18 protein-coding genes are annotated in these 19263 nt (G+C 64.1%); 12 read left to right on the top strand and 6 right to left on the bottom strand.

Features of this window, described 5'->3' with window-relative positions; all coding sequences use genetic code 11:
* The first annotated feature begins 181 nt into the window (after positions 1–181).
* The 5 genes from IG197_RS26195 (at position 182) to IG197_RS26175 (ending at position 3744) form a co-directional block, all read left to right on the top strand.
* Entirely contained in the window at positions 182–2299 is a 2118-nt protein-coding gene (locus tag IG197_RS26195) for a TonB-dependent hemoglobin/transferrin/lactoferrin family receptor (protein WP_210346886.1), read from the top strand.
* A 65-nt stretch (positions 2300–2364) separates the two neighbouring features.
* On the top strand, positions 2365–2742 hold the full coding sequence (locus tag IG197_RS26190; protein ID WP_246765416.1) for a hypothetical protein: 378 nt from the start codon (positions 2365–2367) through the stop codon (positions 2740–2742).
* A gap of 59 nt (positions 2743–2801) precedes the next feature.
* Positions 2802–3056, top strand: a complete 255-nt coding sequence (locus IG197_RS26185; RefSeq protein ID WP_192315814.1) for a hypothetical protein — start codon at positions 2802–2804, stop codon at positions 3054–3056.
* Positions 3057–3066: 10 nt separating this feature from the next.
* Entirely contained in the window at positions 3067–3381 is a 315-nt protein-coding gene (locus IG197_RS26180; RefSeq protein WP_067961110.1) for an antibiotic biosynthesis monooxygenase, read from the top strand.
* Between the two features lie 3 nt (positions 3382–3384).
* Positions 3385–3744, top strand: a complete 360-nt coding sequence (locus IG197_RS26175) for a VOC family protein (RefSeq protein WP_246765253.1) — start codon at positions 3385–3387, stop codon at positions 3742–3744.
* Positions 3745–3801: 57 nt separating this feature from the next.
* Here IG197_RS26175 and putA read toward each other — a convergent pair whose 3' ends face one another.
* A complete protein-coding gene (putA, locus tag IG197_RS26170; RefSeq protein ID WP_192315812.1) occupies positions 3802–7407 on the bottom strand; it encodes a bifunctional proline dehydrogenase/L-glutamate gamma-semialdehyde dehydrogenase PutA in 3606 nt (1201 codons plus the stop codon).
* Between the two features lie 167 nt (positions 7408–7574).
* Here putA and IG197_RS26165 point away from each other — a divergent pair, with 167 nt between their 5' ends.
* Positions 7575–8027, top strand: a complete 453-nt coding sequence (locus IG197_RS26165) for an Lrp/AsnC ligand binding domain-containing protein (RefSeq protein WP_067961104.1) — start codon at positions 7575–7577, stop codon at positions 8025–8027.
* Here IG197_RS26165 and IG197_RS26160 read toward each other — a convergent pair whose 3' ends face one another.
* The 4 genes from IG197_RS26160 to IG197_RS26145 all read right to left on the bottom strand — a co-directional run bounded on the left by IG197_RS26160 (position 8028) and on the right by IG197_RS26145 (position 12558).
* Positions 8028–9236, bottom strand: coding sequence for a cytochrome-c peroxidase (locus IG197_RS26160; protein ID WP_192315810.1), 1209 nt, complete (start codon positions 9234–9236; stop codon positions 8028–8030). It abuts the gene before it with no gap.
* Positions 9237–9240: 4 nt separating this feature from the next.
* Positions 9241–9681: a FixH family protein gene (locus IG197_RS26155; protein WP_192315808.1), complete on the bottom strand. Its 441-nt coding sequence runs from the start codon at positions 9679–9681 to the stop codon at positions 9241–9243.
* Positions 9682–9943: 262 nt separating this feature from the next.
* On the bottom strand, positions 9944–11401 hold the full coding sequence (locus tag IG197_RS26150; RefSeq protein WP_192315807.1) for an NAD-dependent succinate-semialdehyde dehydrogenase: 1458 nt from the start codon (positions 11399–11401) through the stop codon (positions 9944–9946).
* Between the two features lie 206 nt (positions 11402–11607).
* Positions 11608–12558, bottom strand: coding sequence for an AEC family transporter (locus IG197_RS26145; protein WP_154383940.1), 951 nt, complete (start codon positions 12556–12558; stop codon positions 11608–11610).
* A 164-nt stretch (positions 12559–12722) separates the two neighbouring features.
* Between IG197_RS26145 and IG197_RS26140 the strand changes: the two genes are divergently transcribed.
* The 6 genes from IG197_RS26140 (at position 12723) to IG197_RS26115 (ending at position 18339) form a co-directional block, all read left to right on the top strand.
* A complete protein-coding gene (locus IG197_RS26140; RefSeq protein ID WP_154383939.1) occupies positions 12723–13268 on the top strand; it encodes a histidine phosphatase family protein in 546 nt (181 codons plus the stop codon).
* A gap of 136 nt (positions 13269–13404) precedes the next feature.
* Complete coding sequence (locus IG197_RS26135) at positions 13405–13713, top strand: acyl carrier protein (RefSeq protein ID WP_154383938.1); 309 nt, start codon at positions 13405–13407, stop codon at positions 13711–13713.
* Between the two features lie 17 nt (positions 13714–13730).
* Complete coding sequence (locus IG197_RS26130) at positions 13731–14918, top strand: beta-ketoacyl-ACP synthase (RefSeq protein WP_192315805.1); 1188 nt, start codon at positions 13731–13733, stop codon at positions 14916–14918.
* A gap of 18 nt (positions 14919–14936) precedes the next feature.
* Positions 14937–16208 (top strand): beta-ketoacyl-ACP synthase, encoded by a 1272-nt coding sequence (locus IG197_RS26125; protein ID WP_154383936.1) that lies wholly within the window; start codon positions 14937–14939, stop codon positions 16206–16208.
* A 90-nt stretch (positions 16209–16298) separates the two neighbouring features.
* The gene (locus IG197_RS26120) at positions 16299–17327 is read left to right on the top strand and encodes a zinc-binding dehydrogenase (protein ID WP_192315803.1); all 1029 of its coding nucleotides are present in this window, start codon (positions 16299–16301) and stop codon (positions 17325–17327) included.
* Between the two features lie 52 nt (positions 17328–17379).
* Entirely contained in the window at positions 17380–18339 is a 960-nt protein-coding gene (locus IG197_RS26115; RefSeq protein WP_192319993.1) for a lipid A biosynthesis lauroyl acyltransferase, read from the top strand.
* A 4-nt stretch (positions 18340–18343) separates the two neighbouring features.
* On the opposite strand, the gene IG197_RS26110 is transcribed toward IG197_RS26115, so the two are convergent.
* Positions 18344–19261 carry a DmsC/YnfH family molybdoenzyme membrane anchor subunit gene (locus tag IG197_RS26110; RefSeq protein WP_192315801.1) on the bottom strand — a complete coding sequence of 306 codons (918 nt, stop codon included), beginning with the start codon at positions 19259–19261 and terminating at the stop codon, positions 18344–18346.
* Positions 19262–19263: the final 2 nt, after the last annotated feature.

Raw genomic sequence — 19263 nt, 5'->3', positions numbered from 1 at the left:
GACTCGAACATTCATGTTTATTAGTCAGTGCAATACCGGAGTGATCAAGTCAAGATTTAAGACGCAGCCGGCGAGCGAAAAATTGCTGGCGAGCGAAAAGCAAGCCAGCACGAGACATTTTTTGGAGTGGGACATGGGGCTAGTTGGTCGGAATAAGGCAGCTCTGCTGGGCGGAGCGGCAATGGCGGTGTTCGTGGGCGCGCATGCGGCTCACGCGCAGGAAGCCAAAACCACTGAGCAGGACAAGAAGCCGCGAGTCACCGTCCTGCAACGTCTCGTCGTCAGCGCCGGCGTCGCCAAGGTCGCCATCGATACGCCGCAGGCGGTGACCGTCGTGGAGCAGGAAGATATTGACCGCCTTCAGCCCGAGACGATCGGCGAAATCATCCGGGCGACGCCCGGCGTCAACGTGACGGGCTCCGACAGACTGCTTGGCCAGAGCTTCAACATCCGCGGCATCGGCGCGCCGGAAAACACCGGCGACGGCGGCCGCATCATCGTCAACGTCGATGGCGCGCAGAAGTTCTACGAGCAATATCGCCTGGGATCGTTCTTCTCGGACCCGGAACTCTACAAGCGCGTCGAAGTGCTCCGCGGGCCGGCCTCCTCGACGCTCTACGGTTCGGGCGCCCTCGGCGGCGTCATCAATTTCGAGTCCAAGGATGCCTCCGATTTCATCGCCGAGGGAAAGACCGGTGCCCTGCGCCTGAAGAGCTCCTGGAACAGCAACGGCAATGGCTACCTGGTGAATTCCGTGCTTGCCCAGCGGCTTGGCGACAACGCCGAGTTCCTTTTGACCGGCAACTACCGCGCTTCCGACCCTTACGAATCCGGCAACGGCAAGGAAGTCATCGGCACCAATTTCAAGGCCTGGTCCGGGCTCGCCAAGGGCACGTTCAATGTCGGCGACGAGGGCAAGCTTCGGCTTTCCTACCAGCAGTGGGATTCCGAGCTCGAAGATCAGCAGCTGTCGCAGACGAGCGCCGCCGCGTTCTTTGGCCTCATCGACCGTCACATCATCGACCGCACGGCCGTGGCGTCTTACGAGAATCCGTTCTCAGATAACGACATGCTCGACGTGAAGGTGTCGGCATCATACTCCAATACCTACAACGAGCAGCGCAACGCGGACCTGCGTAACCCGGGCCCGGGAAACCCGGGCTGCGGCACCGGCTCGTTCGCAGTCGTCTGCGACTCGAACTACGGCTATGAAACCTGGCAATTCAATGCCCAGAACACTATGGAGTGGGCTGGCGACAATTGGGAAAACCACCTGACGGTCGGTTCGCAGTCGAGCTACCAGACCCGTAAGGCCGAGGCTTTCCGCAATGATGGAACGCAGTTCCCGGTCACCTTCCATCCCCAGGGCACGGACCTCAAGACAGGTGTGTTCGTTCAGAACGAGTTCGTCTGGGACGATCGGCTGACCGTCATCCCCGGCATGCGTCTCGACTGGCACAAGCTGACGCCGGACGATGCATTGAACGCGCCGTCCAGTGACGACACCGCCTTCTCGCCAAAGATTGCCGCCCACTACAAGATCAATGACACCTTCGCTGTGTTCGGTTCCATCGCCCATACGGAGCGGTTCCCGACCATCGACGAAGTGTTCTCCACCGCAAGCTCGTCATCGACGTTCCTGCCAAGCCTTGGGCTCAGGAAAGAACAGTCGAACAATTTCGAGGCCGGTTTCGCCCTGTCCGGGTTCGACCTCGCGCAGGCTGGTGACAGCGGCCAGGTGAAAGTCACCGGCTTCTACAACGACGTGAAGGACCTTATCGCCCTGAACCGTCCCTTCCTGCCAGGATTCAACAACAAGCAGGGTTTCACCAACATCGACCAAGCCGAGATTTATGGCTTCGAGATCGAGGCGGCATACGATTCCGATTATGTTTTCGCCAATGCGGCCTATTCCTACGTGGTCGGCAAGAACAAGCTTACCGATGCCTATCTGACGACCGTGGCGCCACACGAGCTGGCGTTGACGCTCGGAGGCAAGCTGCCTGATTACGACCTTTCGTTCGGCTGGAAGGCACGCATCGTGGCCGGCCCGCAGGATGCCGCCCGCGACGGAACCTCTGCCCCGGTCAGCGATCCCACCTCGACACGCTTCGCCAAGGCCTTCAACACCCACGACATCTTCGTCACCTGGAAGCCGCAGGACGGCCAACTCGCCGGCTGGGAAGCCAATTTCGGCGTCGATAACATCTTCAACAAGCAGCACAAGGAGTTCCTGATGAACGACGATGCCAAGGGCCGTACGTTCAAGGTCTCCCTGTCCAAGCAGTTCGGGTGGTAATCGTGCGCTTTGGCGTGAAGGCGTTGTCACCCCTGGTCGCGGCAACACTGCTTGCCGCCACGGCCATGGCGGGCGCCCAGAGCGCCCCGCCGGCGCCAGCGCTTGTGCTCGAGCTCAACGCAGCCCAACCCTCCGACAAGGGCTGCCGCTTCACCTTCGTCGTCACCAACAATCTCGGTGCCGAGCTGTCCAAGGCGGCGTTCGAGATTGTGCTGTTCAACGAGGCGGGTGTCGTCGACAGGCTGACGGTGCTCGATTTCAAGGACCTGCCGGCCGGCAAGACCAAGGTCACGCGCTTCGACCTGTCGGGCACCGACTGCACCAAGGTCAGCCGTGTCCTGATCAACCAGGCCACCGATTGCACCGGCGGCGGGATCGACGCGACGGCCTGCCTCAAGGCGCTGCGGACCGAAACCAGATCCGGCATCGCCTTCGGCATCTGAGACCAGCCTTGCCCAGACTCCTGCCCCCCGGCGCGCGGCGCATCGAAAGGCATAAACGCATGTTCGGACTGAACAAATTCGATCAAATGGTGAAACGCCAGGGCGACGGCCTGCTGCCCGAGATGCGCGAGCTGTTCGACCGCCTGGCAGCGATAAGGGCGAGCGAAAACGTGACCGACCTTGCCAGCTACCGTGCGCAGTCGACGACCCAGGCTGGCCCGAGCCCAAGAACCGCCGGTGACGGTACCGGCGCCAATGTTGTGTCGCTACGCAGCGCTCAAAGGACTACAACAGCGCAACGCAAGGCCCGTTGAAAGGAAGACAATGTACATCGCAATGAACCGCTTCAAGGTGCAGAACGGCTCCGAGACCGCCTTTGAAGACGTCTGGAAGAACCGCGACTCATCGCTGAACGAAATGAAGGGTTTTCGCGAATTCCACCTGCTTCGCGGCCCGGTGAACGAAGCCGAAGGCTATACGCTCTACGCGTCGCACACGATCTGGGCGAGCCAGGACGACTTCGTCGCCTGGACCAAGTCGGAAAACTTCCGCAACGCCCACAAGAACGCCGGTTCGTCCAAGGCATCCTATGTCGGCCATCCGCAGTTCGAGGGTTTTTCGGTCGTCGAAGGCGCCTGACAATTGACCGACCTCGCCCGCAGCATACCTGTCATGCCCTCGCCCGACATCGGCGAAAGCCGCGATTTCTATCGCGACAGGCTCGGCTTCGACGTTATCGGTCCCGAAATGGACGACTATCTGATCGTGCGGCGCGGCGAGATCGAAATCCATTTCTGGAAGTCGGACGACCGCAAACTGCCGGAGGTGACATCCTGCTACATCAGGGGTGGCGAGGTTCCAGCCCTTCACGCCGTGTTTTCGGCGCGCGGCGTGGAACGGCTCAGCCCGTTCACCGTGCGGCCATGGAACATGAAGGAATTCCACGTCCACGACCCGCATGGCAATCTGCTGCGCTTCGGCTGCGCGCAGGAAGAAAGTTGAAAGGGGCAGGCCCACGCCTGCCCCTTTCGTATTGTGCGAGCGTGATCCTGCTCGGCTTTAGGCCGAGGCCAGCAGGCTGGCGTTGCCGCCGGCGGCCGTGGTGTCGACGCAGACAGCGCGTTCATGGGCGTAAGCCGCCGGATAGATCACCTCGCTGATCAGCGGAACGATCGGCCCCTTGCGCTCGGCGATGACCTTGCGGACGATGCGCATGCTCTCTTCCGTGCCCGAATAAGCCACGACATCGACGGCCAATGCGCGCGCTTCCACCGGGTCGGGGCGACCGTCGATCGCGGCGATCGGCAGATCCTTGCCCATCAGGGCATGGACGGCGGCCGGCGCACCGGGCGCAACGGCCAGGACCGCATTGCCGGCGGCCAGCGCCTGGATCGCCTGGGCAAGCAGGGTCTCGGCGTCAGGGCCAAGGCACAGAACGCGCCCGCGCGGGTTGAGCGACAGCGTGTTCGCCTCGCCCGTCGGTCCGGGCAGGTCGACCTGGCCGAAGTCGATGCTCGCCGCTGCCGCGATGGCCTGAGCGCCCTTGCCGCGCAGATGCTTGCGCAGCACAGCGATGCGATCGGTCCGCGTCGCCCACTCGCCGGTATCGACGAGATTGTCGACCAGCTCGGTCGCCGTGACCTTGCGACCTTCCGGCAGCACCGCGCCCGCCTCGGGCGACTTGCGGAAACGACGGAGATAGTGCGGTCCGCCGGCCTTGGGCCCGGTCCCCGACAGCCCCTCGCCGCCAAAAGGCTGCGAGCCGACGACGGCGCCGATCTGGTTGCGGTTGACATAGATGTTGCCGGCATGGATGCCGTCGACGATATGCTGGACGCGGCCCTCGATGCGGGTGTGCAGGCCGAAGGTCAGGCCGTAGCCCTTGCGGTTGATCGCCGAAATGATGTCGTCGATCTCATCGGCCTCGAAGGTCGCGACATGCAGCACCGGCCCGAAGACCTCGCGCTCCATCTCCTCGATGCCTTTCACCTTGAAGACATGCGGCGCGACGAAGCGGCCATCGGCCGGCGCGTCGAGCTTGGCGATCAGCTTGCCCTTGGCTTCCATCGCAGCGCAGTAGTCGCGGATCGAGCTCTGCGCTTCTTCGTCGATGACCGGGCCAACGTCGGTCGACAACTGCCACGGATCGCCGATGGTCAAGGCATCCATCGCGCCTTTCAGCATCTCGACCATCTTCTTTTCGACATCGGTCTGGACGTAGAGCACGCGCAAGGCCGAGCAGCGCTGGCCAGCACTCTGGAACGACGAGGCCAGCACGTCGCGGATCGCCTGCTCGGGCAATGCGGTGGAATCGACGACCATCGCGTTGAGGCCGCCGGTCTCTGCGATCAGCATCGCGTCGGGCGCCGCGGTCTCGGCCAGCTGCTTTTCGATCAGCTTGGCGACGTCGGTCGAGCCGGTGAAGCAGACACCGGCGATGCGCGGATCGGCCGTCAGCGGTGCGCCGACGGTCGGGCCGTCGCCCGGCAGGAGCTGGATCACGTCTTCCGGCACGCCGGCCTCGCGCATCAGGGCCACCGCACGCGCGGCAATCAGCGGCGTCTGCTCGGCCGGCTTGGCAATGACCGAGTTGCCGGTGACCAGGGCCGCCGCGATCTGGCCGGTGAAGATGGCGAGCGGGAAATTCCACGGCGAAATGCAGACGATGGCACCGCGCGCCTCGGTGCCGGCCTCGGTCTTCTCAGCCTCGGCAGCGTAGTAGCGCAGGAAGTCGACCGCCTCGCGCACCTCGGCGACGCCGTCCGACAGCGACTTGCCGGCCTCGCGTGTGGCGAGCGCAAAGAACTCGGCGGCATTGGCCTCGTAGAGATCGGCTGTGCGGCGCAGGATGGCGGCGCGTTCGGCAACGGGCTTCTTCGCCCAGGCCGGCTGTGCTTCGATGGCAAAACGCACGGCCGTCGGCACCTGCTTGGCCGCAGCCTCGGTCACCGTGCCGACGATGTCGTCGGGCTTGGCCGGATTGGTCACCTTACGCGACGCGCCGTAGCCGGCGGCGCGGGTAACCGGCTTGGCGCTCCAGCGGTCCGGACCCTTGAATTCCGCCTTGGCCTTGTCGAGCGCTGCCAGCGTCACCGGGTCGGTGATGTCCCAGCCCTTGGCGTTGATGCGGCCAGCGCCGAAGATCGCCGAAGGCGTCGGGATCGACGGATTGGATGCCGTCCTTTGCGTCTCCACCGTGTCGAGCGGGTCGCGGGCGATGTCCTCGGGGGCGACGTCCTCGTCGGTCAGTTGGTGGACGAAGGACGAGTTGGCACCGTTCTCCAGCAGGCGGCGGACCAGATAGGCAAGCAGGTCGGAATGCGCACCGACCGGCGCATAGATGCGGCAGCGCGTGCCCTCTGCCTTGCGCACCGTCTCGTGCAGCGCCTCGCCCATGCCGTGCAGGCGCTGGAACTCGAATGAGGTGCGGTCCGTGGCCATCGACAGGATGGCGGCGACGGTATGGGCGTTGTGGGTGGCGAATTGCGGGTAGATGCGGTCCGTCATCGACAACAGCTTGCGGGCGCAGGCCATGTAGGAGACGTCGGTGTTGGCCTTGCGGGTGAACACCGGATAGCCCGGCAGGCCCATCGTCTGGGCGCGCTTGATCTCGGTGTCCCAATAGGCGCCCTTGACCAGGCGCACCATGATGTTGCGGTCGAGCTTGTTGGCGAGCGCATAGAGCCAGTCGATGACAAATGCCGTGCGCGGGCCGTAGGCCTGGACGACGACGCCGAAACCATTCCAGCCTTCGAGCTGCGGACTGGCCAGCACGCCCGCAATGACGTCGAGCGACAGGTCGAGCCGGTCAGCTTCCTCGGCATCGATGTTGAGGCCCATGCGCGCATGCTTGGCGGCGAGGCACAGCGACAGCAGGCGCTCGGTCATGACAGGCAGCATCTCGTCCTTGTGCGAGACCTCGTAGCGCGGATGCAGCGCCGACAGCTTGACCGAAATGCCGTGATTGTAGCGGATGTCGGGGCCGTTGGTGCCATTGTCGAGCGACGAGATCGCCTCGGCATAGGCACGGTGATACCGCAGCGCGTCGGTCTCGGTGCGGGCGGCCTCGCCCAGCATGTCGAAGGAATAGAGATAGCCCTTCTGGATCATCGAGCGGCCGCGCTTGACGGCCTCGGTGATGGTGCGGCCGAGGACGAATTGTTCGCCCATCTCGCGCATGGCAGCCGCGACCGCGGTGCGGATCACTGGCTCACCGAGGCGGCGGACCATAGAGCGCAAGGTGCGTTCGATCGAGCCCTCGCCTTCGTCGAGCACGCGACCGGTCAGCATCAGCGCCCATGTCGACGCATTGACGAAGATCGAGCTCGAACCGCCCGAATGCGACGACCAGTCATGCGGCGCGATCTTGTCCTTGATCAGGTCGTCCATCGTCTCGGTGTCGGGCACGCGCAGCAGCGCCTCGGCCAGACACATCAACGCCACGCCTTCCTTGGTCGACAGGCCGTAGGCGGAGAGGAAAACCTCCATCAGCCTGGGATCGGTCGAGCCGCGCACGGCACGCACGAGATCGGCGGCACGGGCCGAGATCGCCTTGCGGTCGTCTTGGGAAAGGTTGGCGAGAGCTGCCAGCCGCTTCACAGCGGCGGCTTCGTCGGGGAGATAGTTGGCGCGGATTTCCTGGCGGATGGCGTCGAGCGCGGGCATGGCGATCCTGTAGAGCTGTTACGGCTGCGCCGGGCGAACCATCGCTCCCGGCATTTGGTCGAAAACTACCACATCGTCGTGAAACCAGCCGGTCCAAACAATTCGACTCTGCAGACCAAAACGCCTAGTGTTGGCGCAATTCATTCGCCAAACGAGCCGTTATTTTCATGCCTGAAGACCAATTGGACCGCATCGACCGCAACATCATGTTCGCCCTTTCGCGCGACGGCCGCTTGTCGATGGCAGAGCTTGCCACAAAAGTGGGACTTTCCAAGACCCCCGTACAGGCGCGCGTCAAGCGGCTGGAGAAAGAGGGCTTCATCCGGGGCTACCAGGCGGTCATCGACAGCGAGCGTATGGGCGAAGGCCACGTCGCCTTTGTCCAGGTCAAGCTGTCCGACACCCGCTCGGCTGCCCTCGACGATTTTAACCGCGCCGTGCATGCGGTGCGCGAGATCGAGCAGTGCCACATGATGGCGGCAAGCTTCGACTATCTGCTCAAGGTGCGAACTCGCGACATCGCTGCCTACAGGCGCGTGCTCGGCGAGCGCATATCGGCCCTGCCCCATGTCGCCCAGACATCGACCTTCGTTGCCATGGAAACGGTCAAGGACCGCTGACTAGTCACTGAGCGTCTTCAGGAACGCCACGAGTGCCGCCCGCTCCCCCTCGGACAGCGCCACGGCATGTATCTCGCTCTCGCCTTCTACCGATTTCGGCGCTGTCGCGTAGTGGTTCACGACCTGCTCCAAAGTGGCGAACTGCCCCGCATGCATGTAGGGCGGACGCCCGGCGACATTGCGCAGCGATGGGGTCTTGTAGGCGCGGACGAGCTCGGGCGAACTCTTCCGCATGAAGCGCAGCTCACCGCAGGCCTCCTCGCCGCCGTCGCGAAATTTTCCCACGCAATTGAACGGATCGGCCAGAACCTCGTCGACAACTGCGATGCGTCCACGATCGGCGGGCAATCCGGCGACCGGCGGCACAGCGGTGTTGTGGAAGTGATTGTCGGTGAAACGTGGCCCGGTATGGCAGGTCGAGCAATTGGCCTTGCCGATGAAAAGCCTGAGGCCTTGCCGTTCCTCGGTCGACAGAGCGTCTTCGGCGGACGGCGCCCGTCCCTGCGCCACGGCATCGGCGAAGCGGTCGAAGCGGGTCTTGCCGTGGACCAGCGAGCGCTCGAAGGCAGCGATGGCCTTCCCGATGTCGGAAAAGATGCGGTCGACACCCTCGCGCTGTGCATCGCTCATCCCGGCCCAGGCGGCCTTCTCCGCCGGCGTGCCGAACGGCCCGGCACTGGCCGGCAATGTCGACAGGTCGGGCAGAGGCCGGAAAATGCGTTCGTAGCGCTCGCCGAAGCGGCGCTTGAGATAATGCGCATAGGCGGTGCGCGTGCCGGCATGCTCGAGCACATTTTCCAGCGGCACCAGCGCCTGTGACCACAGGCTGTCGCGCCGGCCGTCCCAGAAAAAGAACGGATCGTGCGCCACGCCGGCCAGCGGCATGGTCCTTCGATTTGTCTCGCCGACTCCGACACCGCGCGGCAGGTCGTCCTGGAACTGTCTGTCGATCTTGTGGCAGGTACCGCAGGCGACATTGCCGTCGCGGCTCATGCCGGTGTCGAAGAACAGCGTTGCACCAAGTGCTGCAGCCCCGGGATCGTCGGCGAAGCTGTTGGTCGGATCCGGCGCCAGGGGGGCAAGTGCCGACAGCGACATCGATACGATGGTGCGCTTTTCGGCGTCGGTGAAATCGGCTTCGCTGCAGCCTGCCAGCGCTGCCGTTATCGTCGCAGCGGCGATCAGCTTGGTGAGCAGGCCGCCCGCCATCGCCTCACAGCACCAGGTTGAATGTGGCTTCGTCGGCGCCGGCAGGCGCGCTGACGCCGAGTTTCAGCTGCCACCAGCCGGGCATGGAAAACTTCATCCCTTCGATGCGGTAGCGGCCATCGCCGAGATAGGCCGTCGCTTCAGGGCTCGTCGGCAGGCCATGCGCATGCTCGGGCATGCCGCCGCCGACGCTGATCGCAGCCCCCTCCACCGGCGCCCCTTGCCGCGTCTTCACCGTCACCACCCACGCATGCAGCTCGCCTTGCCTGGGCTCACCGGCCTCTGGCGCGATGGACAATGCATAGAGGCCCTTGGCCGAATTCTTGGAACGCGCGAGGTCGGGCCCCGGCGCCGCAGGCGCTGTCAGGAAAACGACCGACAGAAAGCCGATGGCCAGCGCCACCAGCCCGAACGCCCCGACGACCATGCGCCACGCTGAAGTCATTCCTGTTCCTCCCGCCTGCCGACAACGTTTTTCCGACAGCGCGCCTTCCCGGCGACATCAGATTAGCGGCACCGCAAGATGGCCCGTTCTCGAGCACTTGGCCATTCCAAACGCGACACCGGAACAGAACCAGCTGAACATAACGATTGCAGCACGTTATGCCGATTTCCGGATTCTTCCTGTCAAAAATCCAAGAGAAAACGCGCGCGCCCTCCGGAGCGCGCGTTCGATCGTTCCAGCGGCCAGATGGATCCGGAGCCCCTTAGAGACCCAGCCCGCCGATGCAGACATATTTGGTGTCGAGATAGTCCTCGATGCCCTGATGCCCGCCTTCGCGGCCGAGGCCGGACTCCTTGACGCCGCCGAACGGCGCTTCCGGCGTGGTGATCAGGCCTTCATTGACCCCGACCATGCCGTATTTCAGCCCTTCCATGACCCGGAAGGCACGACCGAGATCGCCGGTGTAGAAGTAGCTGGCGAGGCCGAACTCGGTGTCGTTGGCGAGCGCGATCGCCTCCTCTTCGGTCTCGAATTTGAAGACCGGAGCGACCGGGCCGAAGATCTCGTCCTTCATGAACAGCATGGCAGGCGTCGCGCCCGAAATGACCGTCGGCTCGAAGAACGAGCCCCCGAGCGCGTGGCGCTTGCCGCCGGCAACCACCTTGCCGCCCTTGGCGGTGGCGTCGGCGATGAATTCCTCGACCTTTTCGACGGCCTTTTCGTCGATCAGCGGGCCCTGCTGCACGCCGGCGTCGAGACCCGAGCCGACCTTGAGCTTGCTGGACGCCTCGGCCAGCTTGACCACGAACCTGTCGTAGATGCCGGCCTGCGCGAAGAAGCGGTTGGTGCAGACACAGGTCTGGCCGGAATTGCGGAATTTTGCGGTGATCGCGCCTTCGACGGCACGATCGATGTCGGCGTCATCGAAGACCAGGAACGGCGCGTTGCCGCCCAGTTCCATCGAAACCTTCTTCACCGTCGAGGCCGACTTGGCGATCAGCATCTTGCCGACTTCGGTCGAGCCGGTGAATGTGATCTTCTTGACCAGCGGGTTGGCGCAGATTTCGTCGCCGATCTCGCCGGCCGACCCCGTCAGGACGTTGACCACGCCCTTGGGGAAGCCGACTTCCTCGCACAGCGCACCCCAGGCCAGGCCCGAATAGGGCGTCTGCGACGCCGGCTTGACCACGGCGGTGCAGCCCGCGGCAAGGGCCGGTCCAAGCTTGCGCGACAGCATCGAGGACGGGAAATTCCACGGCGTGATGGCAGCAATGACGCCCACCGGTTCCTTCGTGACGAGGACACGGCGATCCGCCCAAGGCGATGGCACGACGTCGCCATAGGTGCGGCGCGCCTCTTCGGCAAACCACAGCACATAGGCGGCCGACGAGCCGATCTCGCCCTTGGCTTCGGTCAGCGACTTGCCCTGCTCGATGGTTAGCAGTTCGGCCAGCGCGTCCTGATTGTCCATGATGGCGTCGTGCAGCTTGCGCAGCAGCTTCGAGCGCTCGAGCGCCGAGGTCTTGCGGAAGGTCTTGAACGCCTCGTTGGCCGCTTCGATGGCGCGACGCGTCTCGGCCGCACCCGAACGCGGCACGGTGCCGATCTTGAGACCCGTCGCCGGATTGGTGACGTCGATGGTCTTGCCGGAATCGGCCTGGACCCATTCGCCGTTGATGAGATTGGCCTGCCGCATGAAATGACTGGTTTTCTGAAGCATGGCTTCACCTCCTGAAATGGCGTCCGTTGCGACGCAGGCTACTCTGAAAATCGTCGAAAAGCGCGCGTCCGGGATAGCTGACGGCCCGATGCGCCAGGCAGTTTAGTAGCGTGCCGCCGGGTCGGCGATCAACCGCATTATGGCACAGATGCGTTGGTCCAGCCTAACCGCATACCCGGCTGCCCTTCTACCCGAACACCGCCCATCTACCCGAAGACCATCGTCGCAATCGTCAGCCAGAATGCGGTCGTGACCACGGCACAGGCGGTGGCGATCGTCATCTGGTTGGAGGCCAGGGCCTGGCCGGTGCCGAACTGCGTGGCGATGAGATAGGAATTGACGCCCGAAGGCAGGCTGGCTGCCGCCACGGCCACCTTCGCCGACAAGGGCGGCAGACCGAACAGCCAGGCAAACAGCAGCGCTACGGCCGGCATCAGCATCAGCTTGAGCACCGACAGCGCCAATGCCGGCTTGATGTTGCCCGAAATGCCGAACTTCTTGAGCCCGAGCCCCATCGCAAACAATGCGACCGGCCCGGCGATGTTGGCAAGCGCGTCGACAAAGCGGGTGGCAAGGCCCGGCAATGGCACCCCGGTCGCCCGCCAGGCAAGCCCGGCCACGATGCCGACGATCAGCGGATTGGTCAGGATCTTGCGCAGGAAATCACGAATGATCACAACAGGATGCATCGGCTCGCTGCGTCGTGGCCCGAATATTTCGAACAGGATGATCGACGCCATCATCATGGTCGGCAGGTGCACCGAGACGATCAGCGACAGGATCTCGAACCCCTCCTGGCCGAAGACGCCGAGCATGAAGGGAATGCCGAGCAGCACGAGATTGGAAAAGGCCGAGGACACGCCGCCGACCACGCCGGCCTGCCCGTCGCGGCCGAACATGCGCGTCGTCACCAGATGTCCCGCTGTCCAGGCGACCGTAACCGCAATGAAATAGGTCGCCCATAGCAACCAGGGCGCCGAACCGTGGAAATCGGCGCCAATCATGGTCCTAAACAGCAAGAGCGGCAGCGCCACGCCGATGGCGAACTCGGAAAGCGCGTCCCCGGTTTCGCTGCGCAGATAGCCGCTGGCACCCGCGAGATAGCCCAGCGCCACCAGGCCGAAGACGAAGAGCACGGTTTCTACGAGAGGTGACATCGGCACTCGGCAAATGGGAATCGGCTTATCCGAGCATTGCCCCGCGGTCACGTTCGATCAAGTCACGACACGAGTTCAGCAGTCGGCGCACGGTATTTGGCGTCACCTTGCCTTTCAATCCACTTTGGCCTCCCTATATCCGCATCGCCTGTTCGGGATCATTCATGCTCAGATTCATCATTGCGATCATGCTGTTGCTCGGCGCCCTGCCCGCCCAGGCCACGGAAGCCGGCTGGGCGCTGCTGCGAAATGGCGGCCATGTCGTGCTGCTGCGCAACGCCATGACAACCGGCACGGTCGAGCCGCCCAATTTCGACATCGAGAAATGCGCCTCCCAGCTCAACCTGTCCGACCGCGGCCGCCAGCAGGCGCGCAAGATCGGCGCGCTGTTCGACGCCCGCGCCGCGCCGGTCGAGCGCATCCTGGCCAGCCGCTATTGCCGGACGCTGGAAACCGCCCGCCTCGCCTTCGACGACCGCAAGGTCGAGCCGACTGCGGCCCTCGACAAGCCGACGGATGCCACCCGCGAGGCCGACGTCGCCGCCGTGCTGGACATCATCCGCAACTATTCCGGCTCCGACAACATCGTGCTCGTTACCCATCTCGAGAACATCCAGGCATTGACCGGTGCGGCCGCACGCGAAGGCGAAGCGCTGATCGTCGGCCTGCAAGGAGAAAAGCTGCATGTGCTTGGCCGCATCGTCTTCTAGAGCTTCAGGCGGCCTGCCTTCCCTTGCGTTCGGGGCCGGACGCCTTAACGAAAGCGCAGGATTTGGCCTTTTCCTGTCCGGAAAAACCGATTAGACAGCCCCTCAAAACTATGCGCGTAGAATCTGTCCCGGGTTCATGATCGCCCTCACCAAAGGAAAAACCGTGTCCACGACCTTCGACAAAGTCGCCAAGATCATTGCCGAGACCAGCGAGATCGACATCGACACCATCACGCCCGAGAGCCACACCATCGACGACCTGGGCATCGACAGCCTCGACTTCCTCGACATTGTCTTTGCGATCGACAAGGAATTCGGCATCAAGGTGCCGCTCGAGAAGTGGACGCAGGAAGTCAACGATGGCAAGGCTTCGACCGACGAGTACTTCGTCATGAAGAACCTCTGCGCCAAGATCGACGCGCTCGTCGCTGCGAAGAACGCCTGAGCACGCTGAAGCCGCCCATGGCCAATCGCAACGTCGTCATCACAGGCATCGGCCTCGTCTCCTCGCTCGGAGAAGGCGGTGCAGCCCACTGGGACAAGCTGACAACAGCGGGCACCGCCCCGGTGATCGACGCCGAGCGCTTCCAGCCCTATGTCATCCATCCGCTTCCCGAGATCGACTGGGGCCTGCAGATCGCCAAGCGCGGCGACCAGCGCCAGATGGAAACCTGGCAGCGGCTTGGCACCTATACGGCCGGCATGGCGCTGGATGATGCCGGCATCAAGGGCAATGACGAACTCAGCGCGACCATGGACATGGTGGTGGCTGCAGGTGGCGGCGAACGCGACGAAGCGGTCGACGCCGGCGTGCTTGCAGCATCCGAAAATCGCGCCGACCGCGATGTGCTGATCAATGAGAAGCTGACGACGGAACTCCGCCCGACGCTGTTTCTGGCCCAGCTTTCCAACCTGCTCGCCGGCAACATCTCGATCGTCCACAAGGTCACCGGCTCTTCGCGCACCTTCATGGGCGAGGAAGGTGCCGGCGTTTCGGCGATCGAGACGGCAGCGGCCCGCATCCGCTCGGGCCAGTCGACGCATGTGCTGGTCGGCGGCGCCTTCCAGACCGAACATTCCGACATGCTGCTTGGCTACGAACTGGCCGGTTATCTCCATCGCGGCCCGTGGAAGCCGGTATGGCAGCGCCAGGGCTCGGAAGGCGGCGGCGTCATCACCGGCTCCGGCGGCGCGTTCCTGGTGCTTGAATCGCGCGATCATGCCGAAGCACGCGGCCAGAAGATCTATGCCGAGCTCGGCCCGGTCCTTTCCGGTCGCAGCAGGCGTCGGAATGGTGGCCTCGCTGAAAACATTGCCGAACTGTTGGCCAAAGCCGAGTTGCCGGAGGGCGACCTGCTCGCGATTTCGGGTGCATCGGGCGCACATGCCGCAACGGCTGCCGAAAAATCGGCACTCGACGGCAATCCGGCGATTGCGGCACGCGCCCTTTCGTCGCTGACCGGCCACATGAAGGAAGCACAGTTTCCGTTCGCGGTGGCGCTTGCCGCCCTGGCCGTCGACCGTGGCGCCGGCTATCCGGCGTTCGAGGTGGGCGAAAGAGATTTCTCCGGCCAGCCACGCAATGTTCTCGCAACGGCGATCGGCTATCACCAGTTTGAAGGCATGGCGCTCGTCTCCGCGCCGCGCTGAAGGGTGTCAGGACAAAACATGGCCAATCTGAAGGATCACCTCGGCAGACCCGTCGTCGCCGTCACCGGCATCGGCGTCGTCACCTCGCTTGGCGTCGGCAAGGCCGACAACTGGGCCGCGCTGACCGCTGGCAAGTCGGGTATTCATCCGATCACCCGCTTCCCCACCGATCTGCTCAACACCCAGATTTCCGGCATGGTCGACTTCCTGCCGTCGAGCACCAAGGGTGCCAGCGCGCTGACTTATGAGCTGGCCGAGACGGCCGCACTCGAAGCCGTCGAGGAGGCCGGTTTTGCCGGCGCCGACTTCGACGGGCCGCTGTTCCTCGCCTCGCCGCCGGTCGAGCTCGACTGGCGAGACCGCTTCACGCTCTATGCCGGCGACGATGAAGGCTCGGCCTCCGAGCGCCTGCTCAAGGTGGCGCGCAGCCAGAACTCGCTCGACATGTTCGACACCTCTCAATTCGGCTCGATCGCCGATCGCCTCGCCGACCGGTTCGGCACGCGCGGCCTGCCGATCACCACCTCGACCGCCTGTGCATCGGGTGCCACCGCCATCCAGCTCGGCGTCGAGGCCATTCGTCGCGGCGAATGCGACCGCGCATTGTCGGTCGGCGCGGACGGTTCGGCGACGGCCGAAGCGCTGATCCGCTTCTCGCTGCTGTCGGCGCTGTCGACCAACAACGACGTGCCGGAAAAGGCCTCCAAGCCTTTCTCCAAGGACCGCGACGGCTTCGTGCTGGCCGAAGGTTCGGCAGCCCTGGTGCTCGAATCGCTGGAAAGCGCGCTTGCCCGTGGTGCCGAGGTGCTCGGCATCCTCAGGGGCTGCGGCGAAAAGGCCGACGACTTCCACCGCACCCGCTCCAAGCCCGACGGCTCGCCGGCGATCGCCGCGGTCAAGGCGGCCCTTGCCGATGCCGGCCTCGCCGAAGACGAGATCGACTACGTCAATGCGCATGGCACCTCGACGCCCGAGAACGACAAGATGGAGCATCTGTCGCTGTCGACGGTGTTCGGCGAGCGCATCCGCAAGATTCCGGTGTCGTCGAACAAGTCGATGATCGGCCACACGCTGTCGGCAGCAGGCGCCATCGAGGCCGCCTTCTCGCTGATGACCATGCGTGAAGGCGTCATTCCGCCGACCATCAACTACGACAATCCCGACCCGTCGATCGAGCTCGACGTGGTGCCGAATGTGAAGCGGAAGGCCGAGGTTCGCACCGTGCTTTCCAACTCCTTCGGCTTCGGCGGTCAGAACACCTGCCTTGTCATGGCGCGGGAACCGGTCTAAGCGACCGCCTACACGAAATCAGGTACTGCGACGCCGCGCAGCGCATCGAATGCGATGCGCTGCGCCGCAGCGACAAGGATTAGCGACACCATGCGCGCATTGCAGCTCGTTGAGGACCGCCGGCTCGAGCAGGTCGACATCGCCCCGCCTCCCCCTCCCGGCCTCGGCGAAGTCACCTTGCGCATCAAGGCCGTGGCGCTCAACCACATCGACGTCTGGGGCTGGCGCGGCATGGCATTCGCCAAGCGCAAGATGCCACTGGTCATCGGCGCCGAGGCCTCCGGCGAGATCGATGAAGTCGGCCCCGGCGTCACCGGACTTACGCCCGGTCAGCTCGTGTCGATCTACGGCGCCCGCACCTGCGGGCTTTGCCGCCCCTGCCGCGAAGGCCGCGACAATCTCTGCGAGCACGTCTCGGGTGTGCACGGCTTCCACCTCGACGGTTTCGCCCAGGAAAAGATCAACCTTCCGGCGCGCCTGCTGGTGCCTGCACCTCCCGGTGTCGACGCCGTTGGTGCCGCGGTCGCGCCCGTCACCTTCGGCACTGTCGAGCACATGCTGTTCGACAACGCCAGACTTGAGCCGGGCGAGACGATCCTGGTCCACGCCGGCGGCTCGGGCATCGGTTCGGCCGCGATCCAGCTCGCCAAGAAGATGGGCTGCACCGTCATCACCACGGTCGGCTCCAACGACAAGATCGAGAAGGCCAAGGCGCTCGGCGCCGATCACGTCATCAACTATCGTGAAGACCGCTTCGAAGGCGTCGTCCGTAAGCTGACCAAGAAGAAGGGTGTCGACGTCGTTTTCGAGCATGTCGGCAAGGACACCTGGGCCGGCTCGATGTTCAGCCTCAAGCGCGGCGGCCGCCTCGTCACCTGTGGTTCGACCTCGGGTGTGTCGACCGAAATCAACCTGATGATGCTGTTCCAGCAGCAGCTCAAGCTGCTCGGCTCCTTTGGTTGTCGTATGGAAAACATGGCCGACGCCATGCAGAAGATGGCCGCCGGCCTGGTCAAGCCGATTATCGACACCGAAGTCGACTTTGCTTCCATCGACACCGCGCTGAAGCGGATGGAAGGTCGCGACGTGTTCGGCAAGATCATCCTGCGCATCGACTGAGGACGCCAGCGAATTGCCCCGCAGGAAGGCCAGCAAGATCCCAAGCCCCACAATGATGCGCATCATGGGGCGGCTGCGCATGCTCAACTACTGGCTGGTGGCGCAGGTCGCCCTGGTGGCGCTCAAGCTGCTGCGCCTGCTGCCGGTCGACAAGGGGCTCAACTTCGCCGACCGCGCCGCCCGCACCGTCGGTCCGTGGTTTGGCCGTCACCGCGTGGCACTCTCCAACCTGCGCGCCGCCTATCCTGAGAAAAGCGAAGCCGAAATCGAAGCCATTGCCTTGGATATGTGGGGCAATATGGGCCGGCTTGGCGCTGAGTACATCTTTCTCGGGCAGATTTTCGACTACGATCCGGAGGCCGAGACGCCGGGTCGTATCGAAGTGACCGGCAACGACCATTTCCTCAAGATCGCCAGCGAGGACAAGCCCCACATCGTCTTCACCGGCCATCTCGGCAATTTCGAGCTGCTGCCGATCGCCGCTGCCACCTTCGGCATGAAGATCACGTCGCTGTTCCGCCCGCCAAACAACCCCTATCTGGCCGAATACATCTTCTCGACACGTGCGTCGAACATGGGTGACCTGCTCGCCTCGCAGCGCGGCGCGTCCTTCGCACTCGCCGGCATTCTCGACCGCGGCGGCAATGTCGGCGTGCTCGTCGACCAGAAGTTCAAGCGCGGCCTCAGGACGACCTTCTTCGGCCGCGAATGCGAGACCAATCCGGTGCTCGCCATGCTCGCCCGCCATTATGATTGCGACGTCTATCCGGCGCATTGCATCCGCCTCCCCGGCGGGCGCTACAGGCTGACGATCGAAGATAAGCTGGCACTGCCGCGCCGCGACGATGGCGCCGTCGATGTCCAGGCCACGACACAGATGCTCAACGACACAGTCGAGCGCTGGATTCGTGAGGATCCGGGCCAGTGGATGTGGTTCCACAAGCGCTGGGGCTTGACCGAAGGCCGACGCCGCAAGGTCAACAAGTCGGGCAAGCTCGCGGCCGATAGCTGAAGCCCTATCCCTCGTAATAGTTCATGACCGCATGGCGGGCTTCGGCGAAAAACAGCCAGCGCTCGACGACAAGGCCAAGCGCGTAGCAGAACACGGCCAGCACGGCAGCCGGCACGGCGGCCGACCCGCCGGCAAGGATCGCCACCAGCAGCAGCAGAACAGGCGCCAGCCCGCCAGACAGGATCGCCAGCCTGGACAGCTTGAGCGCGTGCTTGCGCGCGACCTTGAAGCCCATTTCACGGGTCAGGTAGTTCTCATTGACATGCGGCCGCTCGAACAGCCTGACATGGCCGATATGGCCAAGCCCGGTGGCGCTCTCGGGCGTCGACAACGGTGCGAGTGTCCGCAGCCTTGTCCACCACTTTTGCTTGCAGATCCACGCCGCCACGACAAACAGGATGGCGATTGCGGCGCAAACCGGGCCGCGGCTGCCGGATGAATAACCGGCGACGGACGCGAGCAGGAAGCCCCCGGCTGCGGCGAACAACAGGTAGCAAAGCGGCGTTAGCCCTGTATTCCAGGCCTGGATCGAGCGCAGCGAACCGTAGATCATCGCCGTGCAGTAGACGGTGACGCCACACATGAGCGTGCCTGCCAGGCCCGCAACCGCGAGGTAACGCCCCTCGACGATCGCAAACCATGCCGTAACAGCCAGCGGCACGAAGCTGGCGATTGCCATCACGCCTTCGCGCGACAGCCAGCTCGAGCGCCATTGCGACAGCGCCCGCCATGCCCGTTGCGGGTTGCCGAGATGCAGCGTCGACGCCAACAGGCCGGCTGCGATCATTGCCAGCGCGCCGATGTGCGCAAGCTTGACGGACAGGGTCGAGGCGTCGAGCAGGCCAAGGCCGAGCACAGCCGCCAGGCCGTAGCCGAGCCCGGAAAGCGTGGTGAACACGATGATGGAGAAGGCGGGATGCATGG

It is taken from the genome of Aminobacter sp. SR38 (assembly GCF_014843375.1).
Lineage (GTDB): Bacteria > Pseudomonadota > Alphaproteobacteria > Rhizobiales > Rhizobiaceae > Aminobacter > Aminobacter ciceronei.
Note: the sequence above shows the minus strand (reverse complement) of the source record. Positions and strands in the feature narration are given on the sequence as shown.

What these genes read in the sequence shown, in the direction of transcription:
- IG197_RS26190 (WP_246765416.1), top strand. Translation starts at nt 2,365, where the DNA reads ATGGCGGGCGCCCAGAGCGCCCCGCCGGCGCCAGCGCTTGTGCTCGAG.
- IG197_RS26145 (WP_154383940.1), bottom strand. Translation starts at nt 12,558, where the DNA reads ATGTCACCTCTCGTAGAAACCGTGCTCTTCGTCTTCGGCCTGGTGGCG.
- IG197_RS26185 (WP_192315814.1), top strand. Translation starts at nt 2,802, where the DNA reads ATGTTCGGACTGAACAAATTCGATCAAATGGTGAAACGCCAGGGCGAC.
- IG197_RS26165 (WP_067961104.1), top strand. Translation starts at nt 7,575, where the DNA reads ATGCCTGAAGACCAATTGGACCGCATCGACCGCAACATCATGTTCGCC.
- IG197_RS26180 (WP_067961110.1), top strand. Translation starts at nt 3,067, where the DNA reads ATGTACATCGCAATGAACCGCTTCAAGGTGCAGAACGGCTCCGAGACC.
- IG197_RS26195 (WP_210346886.1), top strand. Translation starts at nt 182, where the DNA reads ATGGCGGTGTTCGTGGGCGCGCATGCGGCTCACGCGCAGGAAGCCAAA.
- IG197_RS26155 (WP_192315808.1), bottom strand. Translation starts at nt 9,681, where the DNA reads ATGACTTCAGCGTGGCGCATGGTCGTCGGGGCGTTCGGGCTGGTGGCG.
- IG197_RS26130 (WP_192315805.1), top strand. Translation starts at nt 13,731, where the DNA reads ATGGCCAATCGCAACGTCGTCATCACAGGCATCGGCCTCGTCTCCTCG.
- IG197_RS26125 (WP_154383936.1), top strand. Translation starts at nt 14,937, where the DNA reads ATGGCCAATCTGAAGGATCACCTCGGCAGACCCGTCGTCGCCGTCACC.
- IG197_RS26135 (WP_154383938.1), top strand. Translation starts at nt 13,405, where the DNA reads ATGATCGCCCTCACCAAAGGAAAAACCGTGTCCACGACCTTCGACAAA.
- IG197_RS26150 (WP_192315807.1), bottom strand. Translation starts at nt 11,401, where the DNA reads ATGCTTCAGAAAACCAGTCATTTCATGCGGCAGGCCAATCTCATCAAC.
- IG197_RS26160 (WP_192315810.1), bottom strand. Translation starts at nt 9,236, where the DNA reads ATGGCGGGCGGCCTGCTCACCAAGCTGATCGCCGCTGCGACGATAACG.
- IG197_RS26110 (WP_192315801.1), bottom strand. Translation starts at nt 19,261, where the DNA reads ATGCATCCCGCCTTCTCCATCATCGTGTTCACCACGCTTTCCGGGCTC.
- IG197_RS26115 (WP_192319993.1), top strand. Translation starts at nt 17,380, where the DNA reads ATGATGCGCATCATGGGGCGGCTGCGCATGCTCAACTACTGGCTGGTG.
- IG197_RS26120 (WP_192315803.1), top strand. Translation starts at nt 16,299, where the DNA reads ATGCGCGCATTGCAGCTCGTTGAGGACCGCCGGCTCGAGCAGGTCGAC.
- IG197_RS26140 (WP_154383939.1), top strand. Translation starts at nt 12,723, where the DNA reads ATGCTCAGATTCATCATTGCGATCATGCTGTTGCTCGGCGCCCTGCCC.
- putA (WP_192315812.1), bottom strand. Translation starts at nt 7,407, where the DNA reads ATGCCCGCGCTCGACGCCATCCGCCAGGAAATCCGCGCCAACTATCTC.